This is a genomic window from Pseudomonas sp. MTM4 (assembly GCF_019355055.1).
Lineage (GTDB): Bacteria > Pseudomonadota > Gammaproteobacteria > Pseudomonadales > Pseudomonadaceae > Stutzerimonas.
In genome coordinates this window covers 3,774,459-3,793,498 of record NZ_CP048411.1, presented here as the reverse complement: position 1 = coordinate 3,793,498, position 19,040 = coordinate 3,774,459, and the positions used below count along the sequence as shown (strand labels likewise).

The following is a 19,040-nucleotide window of genomic DNA, read 5'->3' as shown; positions in this document are numbered from 1 at the left end:
ACAAATCGTTGCCCCTGCCCATTAACAGCGGCATGCTACGGGTTGTTGAGCGCTTGCATCAGCAGGCGACCGGAGAGTCTCGATGCGAACCGATGCGAAAGTGGTGCACCTGAAGGCCGCCCCTGAGCAAAAGCAGACCTCACCGACAGGCAGGTTGCCCGTCGCGCTCATCAGCGTCCGCGATAAAGCAGCTCAGCAGCTGCGTTCGGCATTGCAAACGCTGTTCGACAACGCTGACGACTCGCTCTTCGAAATCGCAGACCGCGCTACCAGCAACGCTGAACAGAACGCATTCTTCGAAGCCATGCGCGATCTGCGGATGAAGCGCCGCGGCATCGAGCGCAGCTTTCTGCAGCAGGTTTTCGAATCCTTTTCCAAGCTCAACCAGTACGAAATCGGAAAACCCGCGCCGCAGGAAGCATCATTCGAGAGCCTGGCGCTGGTGCAGAACGACGAACTGGAAGAGTCGGTTGCGATCGACACCATGGTCGCCAAGGTAATGAGCCGCACCACCCAGCCGCTCAGTCACCTCACCACACGCATGAATGTTCTGGTCAGCAGGAAGCTGGACGACAAGAGCAACCCGCTTGGCCCACAGCAGCTATGCGAATACTTTCTTGAGGCCTGCCGCAACCTGGGCGTCGAGATCAAGGTCAAGCTGATCATTCTCAAACTGTTCGAGCGTTACGTGCTGACGGACCTCGAACAGCTTTACGCCGAATCGAACCAGACCCTGGTCGCAGCAGGCGTTCTGCCGGAACTGCAGTCCAGCCCGCCGCGCCGCTCGCCTAGCCGCCCGAACGCACAGGAAGGCAGTACACAACGAACACCGGGCTCAGGCTTCATTCAGTCGCCCGCATATTCAGATGACAGTGCTCACGAAGCGTTTGGCGCGCTCCAGACACTGCTTTCGGAACTACGCGGAAGCGCGCTACCCGCCCGCAACCTGCCTAGCGATGCCATTCCGATTTCCAGCAATGACTTGATGCGGCTGCTTTCGCATCTCCAGTCTCGCGCCCCACAGCAGATCGATGAATACGATCTGCAGGGCCAGCTCGAGCAGCTCCTGCACCGCGTCAGCGCCAAGAGCGGTAAATCTCGTGTGGTTGGAGAGGTCGACGAAGACGTCATCAATCTGGTGTCGATGCTGTTCGAGTTCATCCTCGACGACCGCACCCTGCCCGACTCGCTCAAAGCGCTGATCGGTCGATTGCAGATCCCGGTTCTGAAAGTTGCCGTTCTGGACAAGACCTTCTTCAGTCGCGGCAGTCACCCCGCCCGCCGCCTGCTCAACGAGATCGCCTCGGCTGCCATGGGCTGGGTCGATCAGGACGAAGCGCAGCGCGACAGCCTGTATCAGAAGATCGAGCAGATCGTGGCTCGCCTGCTGAATGACTTCGTCGACGATCCTGCCATCTTCTCCGAATTACTTGCCGACTTCCTCGCTTTCACAGGAGACGAGCGCCGTCGCAGCGAGCTGCTTGAACAGCGCACGCGAGACGCCGAAGAAGGACGCGCCAAGGCCGAAATGGCCCGCCAGGAAGTAGAGCACGCTCTCAATGAACGCCTGCTCGGCAGAACTCTCCCCGAGGTAGTCGTCCGGCTGCTGCAGGAAGCATGGAGCAAGGTTCTATTGTTGACCTGCCTAAAAAACGGCACTCAATCCGAGCAATGGCGGGACGCCTTGGCGACGATGGACGACCTGATCTGGAGCGTTACGCCTCACGAGGATCCAGCGTCCCGGGAAAGGCTGCTCGAGCTGGTTCCCAGCCTTCTTAAGAATCTTCGTGAAGGCCTGGTCAGCGCAGCATTCGACCCCTTCTCTACCAGCGACTTCTTCACCCAGCTCGAAGCGCTGCATGTCCAGACCCTGCAGCAGCTCAACCAACCTACTTCGAATAACGCCCCGCTCGCGCACGGTGAAATCATCACCGAACCGAAGCTGGAACTGCCGCCGCGCGACGAACACCCCGCCGAAGCCCCCACGCCAGCGATGGTCGAAGTCAGCGAGGAAATAGTGCTATTGGCGCCTGGTGAAAGCCGGGAGAAGGAACCCGAGATCAACCTGGCGGACAATGATGAAGCGCTGATACAGGTCGATAATCTAAGGGTCGGTAGCTGGGTCGAATTCCAGGAAGACGAGGACCACAAGCTACGTTGCAAGCTGGCCGCTGTGATCAAGCCCACCGGCAAATACATCTTCGTCAACCGCACCGGCATGAAGGTTCTGGAAAAGACTCGCATGGGGCTCGCCACAGAGTTCCGTCGCGGCGCAATCCGCCTACTCAACGATGCCCTGCTTTTTGATCGCGCGCTGGAATCGGTGATTGGAAACCTTCGCAGCCTGAAGAGCAGCGGACGCTAAGTGCAACCGGCGTGCCGGCTGATGCCTGCATGCCCTCCTTTCGTTGTCCGCTGCCGCATCACACAGCCTCCGCCCTGCTTCGATACCCGCCCTCATTTGCCGCCGCGCTTGGCATTTGCCGTCGCGCCGCTAGAATGCCCGCATATCCTTCGAGGTGCGTATGCCCAGCCGCCTGAACCCCGACGACCAAAAACGCGTTGACCAATACCTCAGCGCGCCACAGCACCAAGTCGAGCGCCGCCCCTTTCGGCCCTGGCTGCTCCTTGCGCTGATACTCGTGACGATCATCGGCCTGGGCTTATTGAGCCGCCTCCTCAGCCGCCTGGTGTTATGAGTATCGCCCAGATGAGCAACCGAATTCCGCAAAGCCTTATGAGTCCATCCCATGACACACCGTATCGTAATCGTCGGCGGCGGCGCCGGCGGCCTGGAGCTTGCCACCCGCCTGGGTAGAACGCTGGGCAAGCGCCGCAAGGCGCGCATCACCCTGATCGACGCCAATCTGACGCATATCTGGAAGCCACTGCTGCATGAGGTCGCTGCCGGCTCGCTGAACTCGTCCGCCGATGAGCTCAATTACGTCGCACAGGCCAAATGGAACCATTTTGAGTTCCAGCTCGGCCGTATGAGCGGACTTGAGCGGGAGCGCAAATGCGTACACCTTGCCGCCTCGCTCGACGAACACGGCGCCGTGCTGGTACCGGCTCGCACGCTCAGCTACGACACCCTGGTGGTCGCGGTCGGCAGCACCACCAATGACTTCGGCACCAAAGGCGCAGCCGAACACTGCATCTTCCTCGACACCCGTGAGCAGGCTGAGCGCTTTCACCGCCGCTTGCTCAGCCACTACATGCACGCTCACGCCAGCGAAGGCCGCCACGGCACCATCAACATGGCGATCGTCGGCGCCGGCGCGACGGGCGTCGAGCTTGCCGCCGAGCTCCACCATGCCGCACGCGAGCTCGCTGCTTACGGCCTGGACGGCATCAAACCGGAAAACGTCCATATCACGCTTATAGAGGCTGGTCCGAGGGTTCTGCCGGCTTTGCCAGAGCGCATCAGCCAACCTGTGCACCAGACACTACAGAACCTGGGCGTGACCGTGCTGACCAACGCCGCCGTGAGCGAGGTAACCGAGGAAGGTCTGCATACCAGCAATGGCGGCTTCGTAGCGGCGACCCTGAAAGTCTGGGCAGCCGGTATCCGGGCGCCGAGCTTCCTGCACGAAATCGACGGCCTGGAAACCAACCGGATCAATCAGCTGCAAGTTCTGCCAACTCTGCAAACCACGCGGGACGAGAACATATTCGCCTTTGGCGACTGCGCCGCCTGCCCTCAACCGGACAGCGACCGCAACGTACCGCCGCGCGCACAGGCCGCGCATCAGCAGGCTTCACTGTTGGCTAAATCGATCGCTCGACGCCTCGAAGGCCAAAACCTGCCTAGCTATCGCTACCGTGATTACGGCTCTCTGATTTCGCTCTCGAGCTTCTCTGCGGTCGGCAATCTGATGGGCAATCTCACAGGCAACGTCATGCTTGAGGGCTGGTTGGCGCGGATGTTCTATGTCTCGCTATACCGAATGCATCAGATCGCGCTGTATGGAGTAGCTCGTACCACGCTGATGATGATTGGCGACAAACTCAGCACCAGTACCGTGCCGCGCCTGAAACTGCACTGAGCTTTATGCCCATGGGTCTATTCCCGCTCCGCGCGAGCATGGCTCATGGCGTCACTTCGCGAATGCCGATGCAGCAGGCCTCGCCCAAAAGAAGACAAGCGTGCGCGGGTTAGCGATTGCCCGCAGTGCTTCGCCAATATATGCGCAAGGCCACAATTTACGGCTGCGATTTGAGTCCCCGTTCGTGAGCGAGCTCGCTCCTACAAACGACCTTCGAAAAACGCACACAAGAAAAAGCCGGAAGACCCTCTCGGATCTTCCGGCTCTCGTGCGCCTTTAGCGCTTTTTGGTGGGTCGTGTAGGATTCGAACCTACGACCAATTGGTTAAAAGCCAACTGCTCTACCAACTGAGCTAACGACCCAAAAATGGTCGGGGTAGGGGGATTCGAACTCCCGACATCCTGCTCCCAAAGCAGGCGCGCTACCGGACTGCGCTATACCCCGATTGGAAATTGGCTCCGCGACCTGGACTCGAACCAGGGACCCAATGATTAACAGTCATTTGCTCTACCGACTGAGCTATCGCGGAACTATCACTTCCAGCTCTTCGGATGGTTCGCTGTGATGCTTTGCAAACCCCCTTCAGAGGCGCGCCATTTTACGGTTCTCGACGCGCCTGTCAACAGAAAAAATGCGATTTACTACAACGCGTTGCGAGCTCAGCCGACTCGCGACGAACGACACGGGAGCCTTGCCACAACCTCGACAGAGCCACCTTGGCTGGGTGGCCCTGCCGCCGACCTCAAGCCTTGGCGAAGCGGATCTCATCACCCTCAACTGTGCCGGCTATGCTGGCCCCCGGTTCGAACGCGCCAGACAGGATGTCTTGAGCGAGCGGGTTTTCAATCCAGCGCTGAATGGCACGCTTCAGTGGCCGCGCGCCATAGACCGGGTCGTAGCCAACCGCGACCAGCTTGCTCATCGCCTCTTCGCTGAGCTCAAGGCTCAACTCACGCTCGGCCAGACGCTGCCGCAAGCGGCCCAACTGGATCTGAGCGATACCCGCGATCTGTTCGCGCGCCAGAGGATCGAACACCACCACCTCATCGATACGGTTGATGAATTCCGGCCGGAAGTGGCTGCTTACCGCGTCCATGACCGCCGCCCGCTGCGCATCGGGATCGCCCACCAGATCCTGGATCTGGCTTGATCCCAGGTTCGAGGTCATCACAATCACCGTATTGCGGAAATCCACCGTACGTCCGTGGCTATCAGTCAGGCGGCCGTCCTCGAGCACTTGCAGGAGAATATTGAAGACGTCCGGGTGAGCCTTCTCGACCTCATCCAGCAGCACCACCGAGTACGGCTTGCGGCGTACCGCTTCGGTCAGGTAACCGCCCTCTTCGTACCCGACATAACCCGGAGGCGCACCGATCAGCCGCGCCACCGAATGCTTCTCCATGAACTCGGACATATCGATGCGGATCATCGCCTCCTCGGTATCGAAAAGGAATTCGGCCAGCGCCTTGCACAATTCAGTCTTGCCCACGCCGGTTGGCCCAAGGAACAAAAAGGAACCGCTGGGACGATTCGGATCGGCTAGACCGGCACGCGAGCGGCGCACCGCGTTGGCCACCGAAACCACCGCCTCGTGCTGCCCGATCACTCGCTGATGCAGTAGATCCTCCATCTTCAACAGCTTCTCGCGCTCGCCTTCAAGCATTTTCGAGACCGGGATACCGGTCCATTTTGAGACGACCTCGGCGATCTCTTCATCGGTCACCTTGTTGCGCAGCAACTGGTTCTCCGCCTTGCCGTGCTGGTCGACCATCTGCAGGCTGCGCTCCAGATCCGGAATGATGCCGTACTGCAGCTCGGCCATACGCGCCAGGTCGCCCTTGCGTCGCGCGGCTTCGAGTTCGGCCTTGGCCTGCTCGATCCTCTGATGCATCTGGGCGGAGCCCTGCACCTCGGCTTTTTCCGATTTCCAGATCTCTTCCAGATCGGCGTATTCGCGCTCCAGCTTGACGATTTCCTCGTCGAGCTTGGCCAGGCGCTTGCGGGTCGCCTCGTCGTCTTCGTTCTTCAGCGCCTCGCGCTCGATCTTCAACTGGATCAAGCGTCGATCGAGGCGATCCAATTCCTCAGGCTTGGAGTCGATCTCCATGCGAATGCGACTACCCGCCTCATCGATCAGGTCGATGGCCTTGTCCGGCAGTTGCCGATCAGTGATGTAGCGGTGCGACAGCTTCGCGGCGGCGATGATCGCGCCGTCGGTGATGGATACGCCGTGATGCACCTCGTAGCGCTCCTTCAGGCCGCGCAAGATGGCGATGGTGTCTTCTTCGCTCGGCTCATCGACCTGAACGCGCTGGAAGCGCCGCTCCAGTGCCGCATCCTTCTCGATGTACTGGCGATACTCATCCAGCGTGGTGGCGCCGACGCAGTGCAGCTCGCCACGCGCCAGTGCCGGTTTGAGCATGTTGCCGGCATCCATGGCGCCCTCGGCTTTGCCGGCGCCGACCATGGTGTGCAGCTCGTCGATGAACAGGATGACCCGGCCTTCCTGCCTGGACAACTCATTGAGCACGGCCTTGAGGCGCTCCTCAAACTCCCCGCGAAACTTAGCGCCGGCGATCAATGCGCCCATATCCAACGCCAGCAAGCGCTTATCCTTGAGGCCGTCGGGCACCTCGCCGTTGACGATGCGCTGGGCCAGCCCCTCGACGATGGCAGTCTTGCCGACACCAGGCTCGCCGATGAGCACCGGGTTGTTCTTGGTCCGCCGCTGCAGCACCTGGATGGTTCGGCGAATCTCGTCGTCGCGGCCGATCACCGGGTCGAGCTTGCCGTCTTCGGCCCGCTTGGTCATGTCGACGGTGTACTTATCCAGCGCCTGACGCGATTCCTCCACATTGGGATCGTTGACCGCATCGCCACCGCGCAGGTTGGCGATAGCGTTTTCCAGCGCCTTCTTGCTTACACCTTGGGCCAGCAGCAACTTGCCCAGCCGGGTATTACTATCGAGCGCTGCGAGCAGCACCAATTCACTGGAAATGTACTGATCACCCTTCTGCTGCGCCAAGCGGTCGGCCTGGTTGAGCAGACGTGCCAGATCCTGCGACATGTTCATGTCACCCGTGGGGTTCTGCAGCTTGGGCAGCTGATCCAGCTCCTTGGTCAAAGCCTGGCGCAAGCCGTTGATGTCAAAACCCACCTGCATCAGCAGCGACCTGATCGAACCGCCCTGCTGATCGAGCAGCGCCTGCATCAAATGCAGCGGCTCGATGGAGGGATGATCAAGACCGACGGCGATGGACTGGGCATCGGAGAGGGCAAGCTGCAGCTTGCTGGTCAAACGATCGATACGCATGTAGTCACCTTTCAGTAAGGCAGGCCGGCGCACTCAATCGCACCTCGAACGAAAGCCTGCGAGATGGAAACTTAGATGAGGCTGATTGTGAGAGATTCAAGCCGGATGGGGCTGATGCATGTCATGGGTGGGGCTGCAACTTGCCGGTTTGGGGTTGCCAGACGCGCCCTTGCAGCTCCAGCTTGCCGCTCTTTATCCGTCTATCCAGACCAAGCTGGCGAAGCGTCCGGTACGAGCGGCCCGACGATAGGAATAGAAGCGAGGGTCAGTCACGGTACACAAGCCCCCGCCGAAGACCCTGGTGACACCGCAGGCAGCAAGCCGGATGCGGGCGAGCTGATAGATATCAGCCATGTAGCGACCTGCGTTGCGGCTGGGTACGAACGCTTCGGCTGCTATTGCATGCTGTGACACGAACGCCTCACGCACCTCGGAGCCGACCTCGAATGCAGCGGGTCCGATCGCCGGACCGAGCCAGGCTATCAACTGCGCATCTGACCCGCCCATCGCTGCCACCGTCGCCTCCAGCACGCCGCCGGCCAACCCGCGCCAGCCGGCATGCGCGGCCGCTACCCGGGTCCCGCCGAGGTTGCAGAACAACACCGGAAGGCAGTCGGCGGTCAGTACGGCGCTGGCGATACCCTGCGCGCCCGTCCAGCTGGCATCGGCGGCGGGACATGCATTCGGATCAGCTTCGACGATAGAGCTCGAATGCACCTGACTCATCCAGGCCGGCTGGCAACCGAGCAGCTGCTGCAAGCGCTGCCGATTTGCAGCCACAGCGACCGGATCATCGTCGACGTGATCACCCAGGTTGAAGCTGTCGAAAGGCGCCTGACTCGTCCCGCCGTTGCGGGTGGTGACACAGGCCCGCACGTGCTGCGGGGCCGGCCAGTCGGGGACGATCCAGTCGCCAGGCCAGGCGCTCACCCGACGAACGCCTCGCGATCCTGCTGCAGCAGCGCCAGCAACCAGACGAAATCATCCGGCAACGGCGATTCCCATTTCAGCCGCTCACCACTGACCGGATGGTCAAGCTCGAGAAACCGCGCATGCAGCGCCTGTCGTGGGAAGTCGCGCAGCGTCTGCACCATGGTCGGGTTCGCTGCCGGCGGAATACGGAAGCGCCCGCTATACAGTGGGTCACCCACCAGCGGATAGCCAATATGGGTCATATGCACGCGAATCTGGTGGGTGCGCCCGGTTTCCAGCTTGACCCGGACATGGGTGTGCGAACGGAAGCGCTCCAGCACTCGATAGTGACTGACGGCGGGCTTGCCGCCTTCAACCACCGCCATGCGTTGGCGCTGCTGGCCGTGCCGGCCGATGGGCGCGTCGACAGTACCGCCGGTGATGATCACACCAATGACGATGGCTTCGTAGATGCGGCTGACGCTGCGCGCCTGCAGCTGCTCGACCAGACGCGTCTGCGCTTGCAGCGTCTTGGCCACGACCATCAGCCCCGTCGTGTCCTTATCCAGACGATGCACGATGCCGGCGCGCGGCACATTGATCAGATCCGGCACATGGTGCAGCAGTGCGTTGAGTAGCGTGCCATCGGCATGCCCTGCCGCGGGATGCACCACCAGACCAGACGGCTTGTTCAGCACCAGGATGTGCTCATCCTCGAAGACGATATCCAGCGGAATATCCTGCGCCACCCACTCGCCCTGCGCCTGTTGCTCGGCGGAAAGCTCCAGAACCGCGCCCGCATGCACAGTATCGCGGGGACGCAACGCGGCGCCGTCTACCGTCAGCCGCCCGTCCTTAATCCAAGCAGCGAGGCGCGAACGGGAATGTTCCGAAAAAAGCTGAGCCGCGACCTGATCGAGGCGCTGCCCGCCGAGGTCGAACGGCACCTCGGCGCGAAGATGGATGGCCTGAGTCGAGATCGTGGACATAATTAAGGGCGCTTCATAAATGAGGGGAAAGGCAAAGGGTGCGGCAGTTAGGCCAGGGTGACGAGCGATTTCGACCGAGTGCCGCCAAAGGCCAATGACAAACTGGCTGACGTACAAGAAGAACCGACCTGTGGATAGCGACGCAGGCGGAGCCTTTGGTTTCGGCAACACGCTTGTGTTTAAATACGGCGTCTTTGTCCCGGCCAACCGGGGCGCTCATCATAACAGGACGGCTCAGCGCGAGACAGCCAGCCGTCACAGGGACGCAAGCCGCCATGCAAGTGAAACACCTGCTGCTGATCGCCATTTTCGCCCTAACCGCTGCCTGCTCATCGAACGAAACCATCAGCGAAAACCTCGGCGAAGCGGAACTGTACCGGCAGGCACAGGCCGACCTGGACAACAAGAGCTATACCAGCGCCATCAACAAACTGAAGACCCTTGAGTCTCGCTATCCTTTCGGCCGCTTCGCCGAGCAGGCGCAGCTGGAACTGATCTACGCCTACTATCGCAATACCGAGCCCGAAGCCGCGCGCTCCTCGGCCGAACGATTCATTCGTCTGCACCCACAGCATCCGAGCGTCGATTACGCCTACTACCTGAAGGGCCTAGCCTCCTTTGACCAAGATCGCGGGCTGCTCGCGCGCTTTCTGCCACTGGACATGACCAAGCGTGATCCGGGTGCCGCGCGCGATTCCTTCAACGAATTCGCCCAACTGACCACCCGCTTCCCGAATAGCCGCTACGCCCCGGACGCAAAGGCACGCATGATCTATTTGCGTAATCTGCTGGCGGCAAACGAAATCCATGTCGCCGATTACTACCTGCGTCGCCAGGCCTATGTCGCTGCGGCCAACCGCGGCCGCTACGTGGTGGAAAACTTCCAGGGCACACCCGCTGTAGGCGATGGTCTGGCCGTCATGACGGAAGCCTACCAGCGCCTGGGACTCGACGACCTAGCCGGCACCAGTCTGGAAACACTGAAGCTCAACTACCCACAGCATCCTAGCCTGGAAGACGGCGAGTTCGTGCCGCGCGAAGAAGAAGCCGACAACCGCGGCTGGCTGTCTCGCGCCACGCTTGGCCTGATCGAAACGGAAAACGAGGTTCCGGACACCTCGCAATCCAACCGCGACGTCGTGCGCCAGTACGAAAACGCCGCACAGGATCTGCCTGACGAACTGCGCCCCGTCCTGCGGGAGGCAGAAGCCGAAGCGGAAAACGAGCAAGAAGGTGAAGGCCGCTCCTGGTGGAGTTACCTGACCTTCGGCCTGTTCGACTAAGGCAGCCCGACGCCAGGACGACCAACGTGCAATACCACAGAACCTGCCAGACGGCAGATCCGCACGCCTTAGCCAGGAAGTAGCAATATGGGCCTGTTTCGTCTGTTGTTCTGGATCATTCTGATTGCTGCGGCGTTCTGGCTCTGGCGCCGCCTGATAAGCAAGCCGAAGGCAACCGGCAAACCGCAACAGACCACCGTAATGATGGTTCGCTGCGCTCACTGTGGCGTGCATCTGCCACGCGAGCAAGCGCTGCCGAATCATGATCGCTGGTACTGCAGCCAGGGACACCTGGAACAGGACAATCAGTCAGGTGGGAATTGAGCGCCTGACGTTTTTGGGCCACCAAGGCCAGCGAATCCTTCGCCTCTACCATCTCTATCGCGTTGCGATCGGCCTCGTGCTGGTGCTGCTCATCAGCAGCGATCTGCATAGCGACCTGATGCGCATGGTCAACCCGGCGGCCTTTCACTATGGCGCCTGGGTCTACCTGATTCTTAATATTCTCATCACCGTACTGCTGCAGAACCCGAAGCGAGAGCTGCCGGTGCTGGGCCTCGCCCTGCTGGACGTCGTACTCCTCACGGCGCTGTTCTATTTTGCCGGCGGCACGCCCAGCGGGATCGGCAACCTGCTGATCGTCGCGGTCGCCATCTCCAACATACTGCTGCATGGGCGCATCGGTTTTTTCATCGCCGCGGTTGCCGCGACCGGGCTCATCTACCTGACTTTCTACCTCAGCCTCAGCGATCCCTCCACGGGCAGCCAGTACGTCCAGGCCGCAGCGCTGGGCACGCTCTGCTTCGCCGCCGCGCTATTGGTGCAAGGTCTGACGCGGCGGCTGCAGGTCAGCGAAACCCTGGCACGCCAACGCGCAGAGGAAGTCGCCAACCTCGAAGCGCTGAATGCGCAAATCCTGCAGCGTATGCGCACCGGGATACTCGTGCTCGACCAAGCGGAACGCGTGCTGCTCGCCAATCAAGGCGCGCTCGACCTGCTTGGCCAACAATCACTGGCTGGAGAGCGGCTGGCGCCACGCTGCCCCGACCTAATCAAAGGCCTGCAACAATGGCGCGACAACCCGACCCTGCGCCCGCGCAATTTCAAAGCAACGCCCAACGGCGCCACGTTACAACCGAGCTTCGCCATCCTGCAGCACGGCGTGAAACAGGACACCCTGGTGTTTCTCGAGGACATTTCTCAGATCGCGCAGAAAGCCCAGCAGCTCAAGCTGGCATCCCTTGGCCGCTTGACGGCAAGCATCGCCCACGAGATCCGCAACCCGCTCGGCGCAATCAGCCACGCCGCTCAGTTGCTGCAGGAGTCGGAAGTCCTGGACGCGGCGGATCTGCGGCTAACGCAGATCATTCAGGACCATTCGCGGCGCATGAATCTGGTCATCGAAAACGTGCTGCAGCTGTCACGCCGACGCCAGGCCGAGCCGCAATTACTGGACCTGAAATACTGGGCGCATCGATTCGCCAGCGAGTTCCGTGAGAACTTGCCGCCACATCAGCGCGTGCACGTGGAAACCCGCGGCAGCTCCCTGCAGACCCGCATGGACCCGAACCAGCTGATCCAGGTGCTGACCAACCTCGTGCAGAACGGCCTTCGCTACAGCGGCCAGCTGAACGATCAAGCACAGGTGTGGCTACAGCTGTTCCGCGACGAGTCCAGCGATCTGCCGGTGCTCGAAGTGCTCGACGACGGCCCAGGCGTGCCAACCGACAAACTGCAGAATATTTTCGAGCCTTTTTTTACGACAGAGAACAAGGGCACGGGGCTGGGCCTCTATATCTCTCGAGAGCTATGCGAAAGCAACCAGGCTCGTCTGGACTACCGAGAACGAGCCGAGGGCGGCAGTTGCTTCCGTATCGTCTTCGCGCATCCGCGCAAGCTGACCTGACGAGGCGGCACGGGTCACACATCAGCCAGGTCGCGGTACAAAGCACGCGCTGTAGCGTTAACATTGCCGACTCCGCGCCACAACCGAAAGATCGAGACCATGACCGCCCGCCAGAAAGCGCTGATCATCGATGACGAACCCGATATCCGGGAACTCCTGGAGATCACCCTCGGGCGCATGAAGCTGGACACCCGCAGCGCCCGCAATCTCAAGGAAGCCCGCGAGTGCCTGGCGCGCGAGCATTACGACCTGTGCCTGACCGACATGCGCCTGCCCGATGGCTGCGGACTGGAGATGGTGCAGTTCATCCAGCAACAGTATCCACAACTTCCTGTGGCGATGATTACCGCCTACGGCAGCCTCGATACGGCCATCGGAGCGCTCAAAGCCGGTGCTTTCGACTTTCTCACCAAACCGGTCGATCTTGGCCGGCTACGGGAACTGGTCAACACGGCGCTGCGGCTGCGTGCGCCGAACCCCAATGATCTGAGCGTCGATAGCCGTCTGCTCGGCGCCTCGCCACCGATGAACGTGTTACGCAAACAGATCGGCAAACTGGCACGCAGTCAGGCGCCGGTCTACATCAGCGGTGAGTCCGGCAGTGGCAAGGAGTTGGTGGCGCGGCTGATCCATGAGCAAGGTCCACGTCACGAGCGCCCGTTCGTTCCGGTCAACTGTGGCGCGATTCCATCGGAGCTGATGGAGAGCGAATTTTTCGGCCATAAGAAGGGCAGTTTCACGGGCGCGGTGGAAGACAAACCGGGCCTGTTCCAGGCAGCCGATGGCGGGACCTTGTTTCTTGACGAAGTGGCGGACCTGCCCCTTCCGATGCAAGTGAAACTGCTGCGCGCGATTCAGGAAAAAGCCGTCCGCTCGGTCGGCGGCGCGAAAGAGGTGGTGGTGGACGTACGGATTCTCTGCGCCACCCATAAGGATCTCGCCAGCGAAGTGGCGGCCGGCCGTTTCCGTCAGGACCTTTACTATCGGCTCAACGTCATCGAGCTGCGCGTACCCCCGCTGCGGGAGCGCCGCGAAGATATCGCTCAATTGGCCGAAGCCATGCTCCGCCGCCTAGCCCGGGAATGCAACGACACGCCGGCGCGACTACATCCCGACGCAGTGGCCAAACTGCAGAGCTATCGGTTTCCCGGTAACGTTCGCGAGCTGGAAAATATGCTGGAACGGGCCTACACGCTTTGCGAAGGCGATGAGATCAAGCTCAGCGATCTGCGCCTGGCAGACGCACCCGGCACGTCGGAAAACGGCGAAGCGAACCTCGCGCAAATCGACAACCTCGAAGACCACCTCGAGGATGTCGAACGCAAGCTGATCATGCAGGCGCTGGAAGAAACCCGCTGGAACCGCACCGCGGCCGCCCAACGGCTGGGGCTGTCGTTCCGCTCGATGCGTTATCGGCTGAAGAAACTCGGGTTGGATTGAGAAGCTGAGCTGCAAGCTGCAAGCTGCAAGCTGCAAGCTGCAAGCTGCAAGCTGCAAGCTGCAAGCTGCAAGCTGCAAGCTGCAAGCTGCAAGCTGCAAGTAGGTAGGGTGGGCTTCAGCCCACCAAACCAGGCACCGAAAACAGCAAGGCTGAAACGAAACGCCGCCCCTGCAACGCTCACATCCTTATTCGCTCAGCTTTCCAGCCTCCAGCCCCCCTCTCGCCTTCACCCCTGCGACAGCAGCATGCGCAGATCGATGATCGCCGCGTTGGCACGCGAGATGTAGTTCGCCATCACCAGCGAATGATTCGCCAGCACGCCATAGCCACTGCCGTTGAGCACCATCGGGCTCCAGAGCGGCTCCTGTGCAGCTTCGAGCTCACGGATGATCTGCCTGACGCTGATCGTCGCGTTCTTCTTCGCCAGCACATCAGCGAAGTCCACTTCAATGGCGCGCAGTAGATGCGACAACGCCCAAGCCTGCCCACGCGCCTCGTAGAACACGTTATCGATCTGCAGCCAGGCGGTTTCGACGCGCTCTTCCTCAAGCACTTGCTGCACGCCTTCGCGCTCCAGCTCCGGCGCCACCTGGGCATCCAGGCGTACCCGGCCAACGCTGGCCGACAGTCGCTGGGACAGCGAGCCCAGCCGAGTACCGACATCCCCCAGCCAGTTATTCAGATTATCGGCACGCGAATAGAACTGCGCCTTGGGCGCTGGGTCGCTCAAGCGCGCCAGGTAACGGTCCAGATAGCGGATGCCGTTGCGGTATTCCGATTCGCTGGCAGGCAGAGCCCAGCTGCGATTGTCGAAATTGAACAACGGCTCGGCCTTGGACAGGTCGGTATCCTCGGTCGATTGGGATTGTGATCGTGCAAAGTCCTTGCGCAACGCTCGGCTAAGATCACGCACCTGAACCAGGACCCCGTATTCCCAGCTGGGCATGTTGTCCAGCCACAGGCCGGGTGGCGCGACGTCATTGGTCAGGTAGCCGCCTGGCTTGTCCAGCAGGGTGCTGGCAACCCGCTTGAGGGTCTCGACTGTGGTGTAGCCATTGACGATCTGCTGCTGCGAAGCATTGGCTGCCTGCTGAACGTGCTGTTGCACCGAGAAGCGATCAGGCTCGGAACTCCAGTACCAGCCCACCAGCAACGCAACCAGCAAATAGACTGCAATCACTGCGACGAGCGCCAGCACCAACGGATTGCGAGTCGTCCCGTCCGTCCTGGCTGTGCTTCCCGACGAGCCGAGACGGCCGAAGCGGTTCTTCCAATCCAACATGGGTCTGTCCTTCTTCTCAAAATGCAAAGATTCGACCATCGGTCGCTAAGAGCGTTGCGGCAGGCGAACCACTATAACGCAGCCGATTCACCCAAACCTCATAATGAGAACCAAGCCACCTACGTGCACGCTGTCGATCGACCAGTTCAGTGGTAGCATGCGGCCACCATCGCGCCCTCTCAGAAGACTGCCGCAGCGGGCCCAGAGAACCGAAAATGTCGGACCAAGAAGAACTCAAACAGCACTTCGCGCAACGGGTGATCCACCAGGCACGAGAGGTACTCGAAGTCTGGCAGCAGCTGCAACGCAGCGAATGGAACGATCACTACCGAACTGCCCTTGCCGATGCCAGCCAACGCCTGCGGCGATTTGCCGAACGCTTCGAACAGACCGAGCATCGACAACTCGCACTCGCTATCGAGGAGTGCCTGGGGGATATCAACGAAAACCGCGGGCGCTTGTCGAGCGACACCATCGCCACCCTCAGTCAACTGATCTATCGCCTGGCCCGTACCGGCCTGCGTCATAGCGATCCGCGCGGGCAGTCCGGCTATGTCCCGGCATTGAGCAAGCCTATCTACATCGCCCTGGAGGACAACGAGCGCGCCAATCACGTGGTCCGCCAGCTTGAGTTCTTCAGCATGGCCGCTCAGGCATTTGCCAGCGACGAAGCGTTTCGTGCCGCCATGCATGAGCGCCACCCCGCAGCCCTGATCATGGATGTTGACTTCAATGGCCCGGGCGAAGGGCTGAAACTCGCCGAGCGCGTGCAACTGGGCCTGGAAGAGAAACTGCCGTTGATCTTCTTCAGCCACGAGGAAACCGACACGCCCATGCGCCTGGCCGCGGTGCGCGCCGGTGGCCTTGAATTCTTCACCGGTACCATTGACGCATCGAGCCTGCTGGAAAAGGTCGAAGTGCTTACCCGTACCGCCCACTACGAACCCTTCCGCGTGCTCATCATCGACGACTCGCGTGCCCAGGCGACACATACCGAACGCGTACTGAACAACGCGGGGATCATCACCCAGACGCTCAACGAACCCATTCAGGCCTTTACTTATCTGGCTGAATTCCAGCCCGATCTGATCATCCTGGACATGTACATGCCCGAATGTCTGGGCACCGAACTAGCCAAGGTCATTCGGCAGCACGAACGCTACGTGAGCGTGCCGATCATCTATCTGTCGGCGGAAGATGATCTCGAAAAACAGCTCGATGCGATGAACGAAGGCGGTGATGACTTCCTGACCAAACCGATCAAGCCAAGCCATCTGATCGCTACCGTGCGGACTCGCGCCGAGCGGGCACGCAATCTCAAGGCACGAATCGTTCGCGACAGCCTGACCGGGCTATACAACCATACGCACAGCCTGCAGTTGCTCGAAGACGCCGCCTCACGAGCCCGCCGAGACGGTCAGCCACTGTGCTTCGCCATGATCGATATCGATCATTTCAAAAAGGTCAACGACACCTACGGGCATCCCATGGGCGACAGAGTCATCAAAAGCCTCGCCCTGTTCCTGAAGCAGCGTTTGCGCAAGACCGACCATATTGGCCGCTATGGTGGGGAGGAGTTCGCTGTGGTGCTGCCGAACACCGATATCGAAAACGCGGCAAAGGTGCTCGACGAAATCCGCCTGCGCTTTGCCGAGATCCGCTACCCGGCACAACCAGCCGACCTGTCCTGCACCTTCAGTTGCGGCATTGCCGAACTGACTCCCGGCGCCGACACCCGGTCGCTTACCAAGCAGGCTGACGAAGCGCTCTACCGCGCCAAACACGGCGGCCGTAACCGAGTCGAGCGGTACACCCTGTCACATGGGTGACATCAAATAGCCATACATTGCTGACCTCCCTACCATTTGGAGGTCAGGATGCGCCTGAAGTCGCTCACCACAGTCAACACATGCCTGCTCGTTGCGATCTGCCTCGCCTTGGGCATCACGCTCTGGTGGTCTGAGCGCGAACTGCGGCGCCCTTATCAACTGATGGATAGCTATCTTGGGCTTTCTCAGCGATTCGAGCACCAGGCCGCTCACAATATCCATGACTACCTGGCTAGCGGAAACGCGATCAGCCACAGCGCGGCGATGCAGGCGCTGGAAGGGCTTTCGGCGGAGGTGGAAGCCCTGCCGAACCAGTTTGCCGATCGCCTAAGACCCAGCCTGGAGCAGCTTGAGCAATACACTGCCAGCGAGTTGCTGGCCGCCGGCAAGCTCGCTGGCGATCCCCAAGGCCTGCTGTTGCAAGCCGAGCGGGAGATTGCCGGTACATTGGCACAGCTGCATCGATACGTAGCGCAAAGCTCCCAGGCTGCGGCGCAGTCATACCAGACACCGCTATTCGAGGCCAGCCGCCAGCTGCTGCGCCTCAGTCATGCGCGCGGCAAGCTGGTCAGCAGCGGTCAGGACGAACTGGCGATGGAGGTGAATCAGGTATTGCAGACACTGAGCAAGGAAGCGGACACGCTCGATGCGCTGCCTTTGCTGGGCATCGCAACCGAACAGCGCACGGGTGCCAGCGCCTTCGCCGCATTACTGAATCTTGAACAGGAGCAGTCCGAGCAGGCCGCTGAAGACCAGGGCATCGCCCTCAAGCGCGACTTGCTTGGGCTGATCAATCGCTACCCTGCCGAGCTTCAACGCACGCGGGAACAGATCCAGCAACGCAGCGAACTAATGACCGGCAGCGCACAAAAAATCGCTGCGCTGCAGCTGGCACTCGCCGAACTGGAGCCGGTAATTCGCGCCGAACATGGACGCATCCAATCGGAGGTTCGCATCATCCAGGGCACCATCATTGCCCTGATATTGCTTATCGCGCTCGCCATCGATCGTTTGCAGCGCCAGCTGACACGCTCGTTGGCGCAGCTCGCGCCCGCGCTTTCGGCATGGGCCGGAGGCGACTTCGAAAAACCCGTCGGGCTTCATACCCGAACACCGGAAATGATCGAGATCGGCACATCGCTCAACCAACTGCGCAGCTATCTGCTCACGCTGGTCGGAACGCTGCGCCAGCACGCCCAGGAGGTCACCGGCAACAGCCGCAGCCTGGCGGATATGAGCAGCGATCTGCACCGAAGCGCCAGCCGTCAGAGCAGCGACACCGCACAGATTCGAGACGCTCTTAGCGAACTGGAAGCAACCATCCAGGAGGTCGCCAATAGCGCCGAACAGACAGCCGACGCCGGCCGCGCCGCCAGCCTGGCCGTCAACCAGGGGCAGGACGTCATCGGCAAGAGCCTGACAGGACTGCATAGCCTAGTCAGCGAAGTGCAGGGCAATGCCCGAGCCATCGAACACCTCGCCGATGAAACCGGCACCATCGGCAAGGTGTTGATCGTGATTCGCTCAATCGCCGAGCAGACCAATCTACTTGCGCTGAACGCCGCGATCGAGGCAGCCAGAGCAGGCGAGCAGGGCCGTGGCTTCGCCGTGGTCGCCGATGAAGTCCGTACCCTGGCGCAACGCACCAGCGGCGCTACCGAAGAGATCCAACTGCTGATCGGCAACCTGCAGAAAGCCGCCCATCAATCGGTAGAGGCCATGCGCATCCAGGTAGATCACGCCGAAGCGACCGCCCAGCTGGCCGAAACAGCCGACTCGGCATTGGATCAGATCGTCGTCACCATTGGCTCAATCGAACACATGGCGGCGCAGATCGCCCATGCAACTGCACAGCAGAGCGAGGCGGTGAGCGAGATTCGCGGCCATAGCGAACGCATCCATCAGCTGGGCGATAGCAATCTGACGCATATCGGACGCGGTCGCGAGCAAAGCGAACAGATGCTGCGCCTGGCCAGCGAACTGAACCAGGCGACACTTGCCTTCAAGAGTTAAGAGCGCCGGACCATCGAAGCTGGGG

General features: G+C 60.9%; 13 protein-coding genes and 3 tRNA genes. 9 read left to right on the top strand and 7 right to left on the bottom strand.

Annotation, left to right across the window (positions count from 1 at the left end):
* The first annotated feature begins 82 nt into the window (after positions 1-82).
* From GYM54_RS17425 to GYM54_RS17415, 3 genes are all read left to right on the top strand, one after another.
* On the top strand, positions 83-2,365 hold the full coding sequence (locus GYM54_RS17425; RefSeq protein ID WP_181099944.1) for a DUF1631 domain-containing protein: 2,283 nt from the start codon (positions 83-85) through the stop codon (positions 2,363-2,365).
* 160 nt (positions 2,366-2,525) lie between these two features.
* Complete coding sequence (locus GYM54_RS17420) at positions 2,526-2,699, top strand: DUF3094 family protein (RefSeq protein ID WP_181099942.1); 174 nt, start codon at positions 2,526-2,528, stop codon at positions 2,697-2,699.
* Between the two features lie 51 nt (positions 2,700-2,750).
* Complete coding sequence (locus GYM54_RS17415; RefSeq protein ID WP_181099940.1) at positions 2,751-4,046, top strand: NAD(P)/FAD-dependent oxidoreductase; 1,296 nt, start codon at positions 2,751-2,753, stop codon at positions 4,044-4,046.
* Between the two features lie 287 nt (positions 4,047-4,333).
* On the opposite strand, the gene GYM54_RS17410 is transcribed toward GYM54_RS17415, so the two are convergent.
* The 6 genes from GYM54_RS17410 to rluD form a co-directional block, all read right to left on the bottom strand.
* A tRNA-Lys gene (locus GYM54_RS17410) sits at positions 4,334-4,409 on the bottom strand.
* Positions 4,410-4,414: 5 nt separating this feature from the next.
* Positions 4,415-4,491 (bottom strand) — tRNA-Pro (locus GYM54_RS17405).
* Between the two features lie 9 nt (positions 4,492-4,500).
* Positions 4,501-4,576: transfer RNA gene (locus GYM54_RS17400), tRNA-Asn, on the bottom strand.
* Between the two features lie 213 nt (positions 4,577-4,789).
* Positions 4,790-7,360, bottom strand: a complete 2,571-nt coding sequence (gene clpB / locus GYM54_RS17395) for an ATP-dependent chaperone ClpB (RefSeq protein WP_181099938.1) — start codon at positions 7,358-7,360, stop codon at positions 4,790-4,792.
* Between the two features lie 192 nt (positions 7,361-7,552).
* The gene (pgeF, locus tag GYM54_RS17390) at positions 7,553-8,290 is read right to left on the bottom strand and encodes a peptidoglycan editing factor PgeF (RefSeq protein ID WP_181099936.1); all 738 of its coding nucleotides are present in this window, start codon (positions 8,288-8,290) and stop codon (positions 7,553-7,555) included.
* Positions 8,287-9,261: a 23S rRNA pseudouridine(1911/1915/1917) synthase RluD gene (rluD, locus tag GYM54_RS17385; RefSeq protein WP_131649804.1), complete on the bottom strand. Its 975-nt coding sequence runs from the start codon at positions 9,259-9,261 to the stop codon at positions 8,287-8,289. The genes pgeF and rluD overlap by 4 nt, the downstream gene beginning before the upstream one ends.
* 275 nt (positions 9,262-9,536) lie before the next feature.
* Between rluD and GYM54_RS17380 the strand changes: the two genes are divergently transcribed.
* The 4 genes from GYM54_RS17380 to GYM54_RS17365 all read left to right on the top strand — a co-directional run bounded on the left by GYM54_RS17380 (position 9,537) and on the right by GYM54_RS17365 (position 13,890).
* Positions 9,537-10,544 (top strand): outer membrane protein assembly factor BamD, encoded by a 1,008-nt coding sequence (locus GYM54_RS17380; protein WP_181099934.1) that lies wholly within the window; start codon positions 9,537-9,539, stop codon positions 10,542-10,544.
* 87 nt (positions 10,545-10,631) lie between these two features.
* Positions 10,632-10,868 carry a PP0621 family protein gene (locus tag GYM54_RS17375; protein ID WP_181099932.1) on the top strand — a complete coding sequence of 79 codons (237 nt, stop codon included), beginning with the start codon at positions 10,632-10,634 and terminating at the stop codon, positions 10,866-10,868.
* Entirely contained in the window at positions 10,858-12,450 is a 1,593-nt protein-coding gene (locus GYM54_RS17370; protein WP_181099931.1) for a PAS domain-containing sensor histidine kinase, read from the top strand. Before GYM54_RS17375 ends, GYM54_RS17370 begins: the two co-directional genes overlap by 11 nt.
* 99 nt (positions 12,451-12,549) lie before the next feature.
* Entirely contained in the window at positions 12,550-13,890 is a 1,341-nt protein-coding gene (locus GYM54_RS17365) for a sigma-54 dependent transcriptional regulator (RefSeq protein WP_181099930.1), read from the top strand.
* Between the two features lie 227 nt (positions 13,891-14,117).
* On the opposite strand, the gene GYM54_RS17360 is transcribed toward GYM54_RS17365, so the two are convergent.
* On the bottom strand, positions 14,118-15,173 hold the full coding sequence (locus GYM54_RS17360; protein ID WP_131649799.1) for a DUF2333 family protein: 1,056 nt from the start codon (positions 15,171-15,173) through the stop codon (positions 14,118-14,120).
* A gap of 215 nt (positions 15,174-15,388) precedes the next feature.
* Between GYM54_RS17360 and GYM54_RS17355 the strand changes: the two genes are divergently transcribed.
* Complete coding sequence (locus GYM54_RS17355; protein WP_181099929.1) at positions 15,389-17,002, top strand: PleD family two-component system response regulator; 1,614 nt, start codon at positions 15,389-15,391, stop codon at positions 17,000-17,002.
* Between the two features lie 48 nt (positions 17,003-17,050).
* Entirely contained in the window at positions 17,051-19,015 is a 1,965-nt protein-coding gene (locus GYM54_RS17350) for a methyl-accepting chemotaxis protein (RefSeq protein WP_181099928.1), read from the top strand.
* Positions 19,016-19,040 lie beyond the last annotated feature (25 nt).

Bases quoted from the DNA above. Each gene is read 5' to 3' on its own strand.
- GYM54_RS17425 (WP_181099944.1), top strand. From the start codon at position 83: ATGCGAACCGATGCGAAAGTGGTGCACCTGAAGGCCGCCCCTGAGCAA.
- GYM54_RS17420 (WP_181099942.1), top strand. From the start codon at position 2,526: ATGCCCAGCCGCCTGAACCCCGACGACCAAAAACGCGTTGACCAATAC.
- GYM54_RS17415 (WP_181099940.1), top strand. From the start codon at position 2,751: ATGACACACCGTATCGTAATCGTCGGCGGCGGCGCCGGCGGCCTGGAG.
- clpB (WP_181099938.1), bottom strand. From the start codon at position 7,360: ATGCGTATCGATCGTTTGACCAGCAAGCTGCAGCTTGCCCTCTCCGAT.
- rluD (WP_131649804.1), bottom strand. From the start codon at position 9,261: ATGTCCACGATCTCGACTCAGGCCATCCATCTTCGCGCCGAGGTGCCG.
- GYM54_RS17380 (WP_181099934.1), top strand. From the start codon at position 9,537: ATGCAAGTGAAACACCTGCTGCTGATCGCCATTTTCGCCCTAACCGCT.
- GYM54_RS17375 (WP_181099932.1), top strand. From the start codon at position 10,632: ATGGGCCTGTTTCGTCTGTTGTTCTGGATCATTCTGATTGCTGCGGCG.
- GYM54_RS17365 (WP_181099930.1), top strand. From the start codon at position 12,550: ATGACCGCCCGCCAGAAAGCGCTGATCATCGATGACGAACCCGATATC.
- GYM54_RS17360 (WP_131649799.1), bottom strand. From the start codon at position 15,173: ATGTTGGATTGGAAGAACCGCTTCGGCCGTCTCGGCTCGTCGGGAAGC.
- GYM54_RS17355 (WP_181099929.1), top strand. From the start codon at position 15,389: ATGTCGGACCAAGAAGAACTCAAACAGCACTTCGCGCAACGGGTGATC.
- GYM54_RS17350 (WP_181099928.1), top strand. From the start codon at position 17,051: ATGCGCCTGAAGTCGCTCACCACAGTCAACACATGCCTGCTCGTTGCG.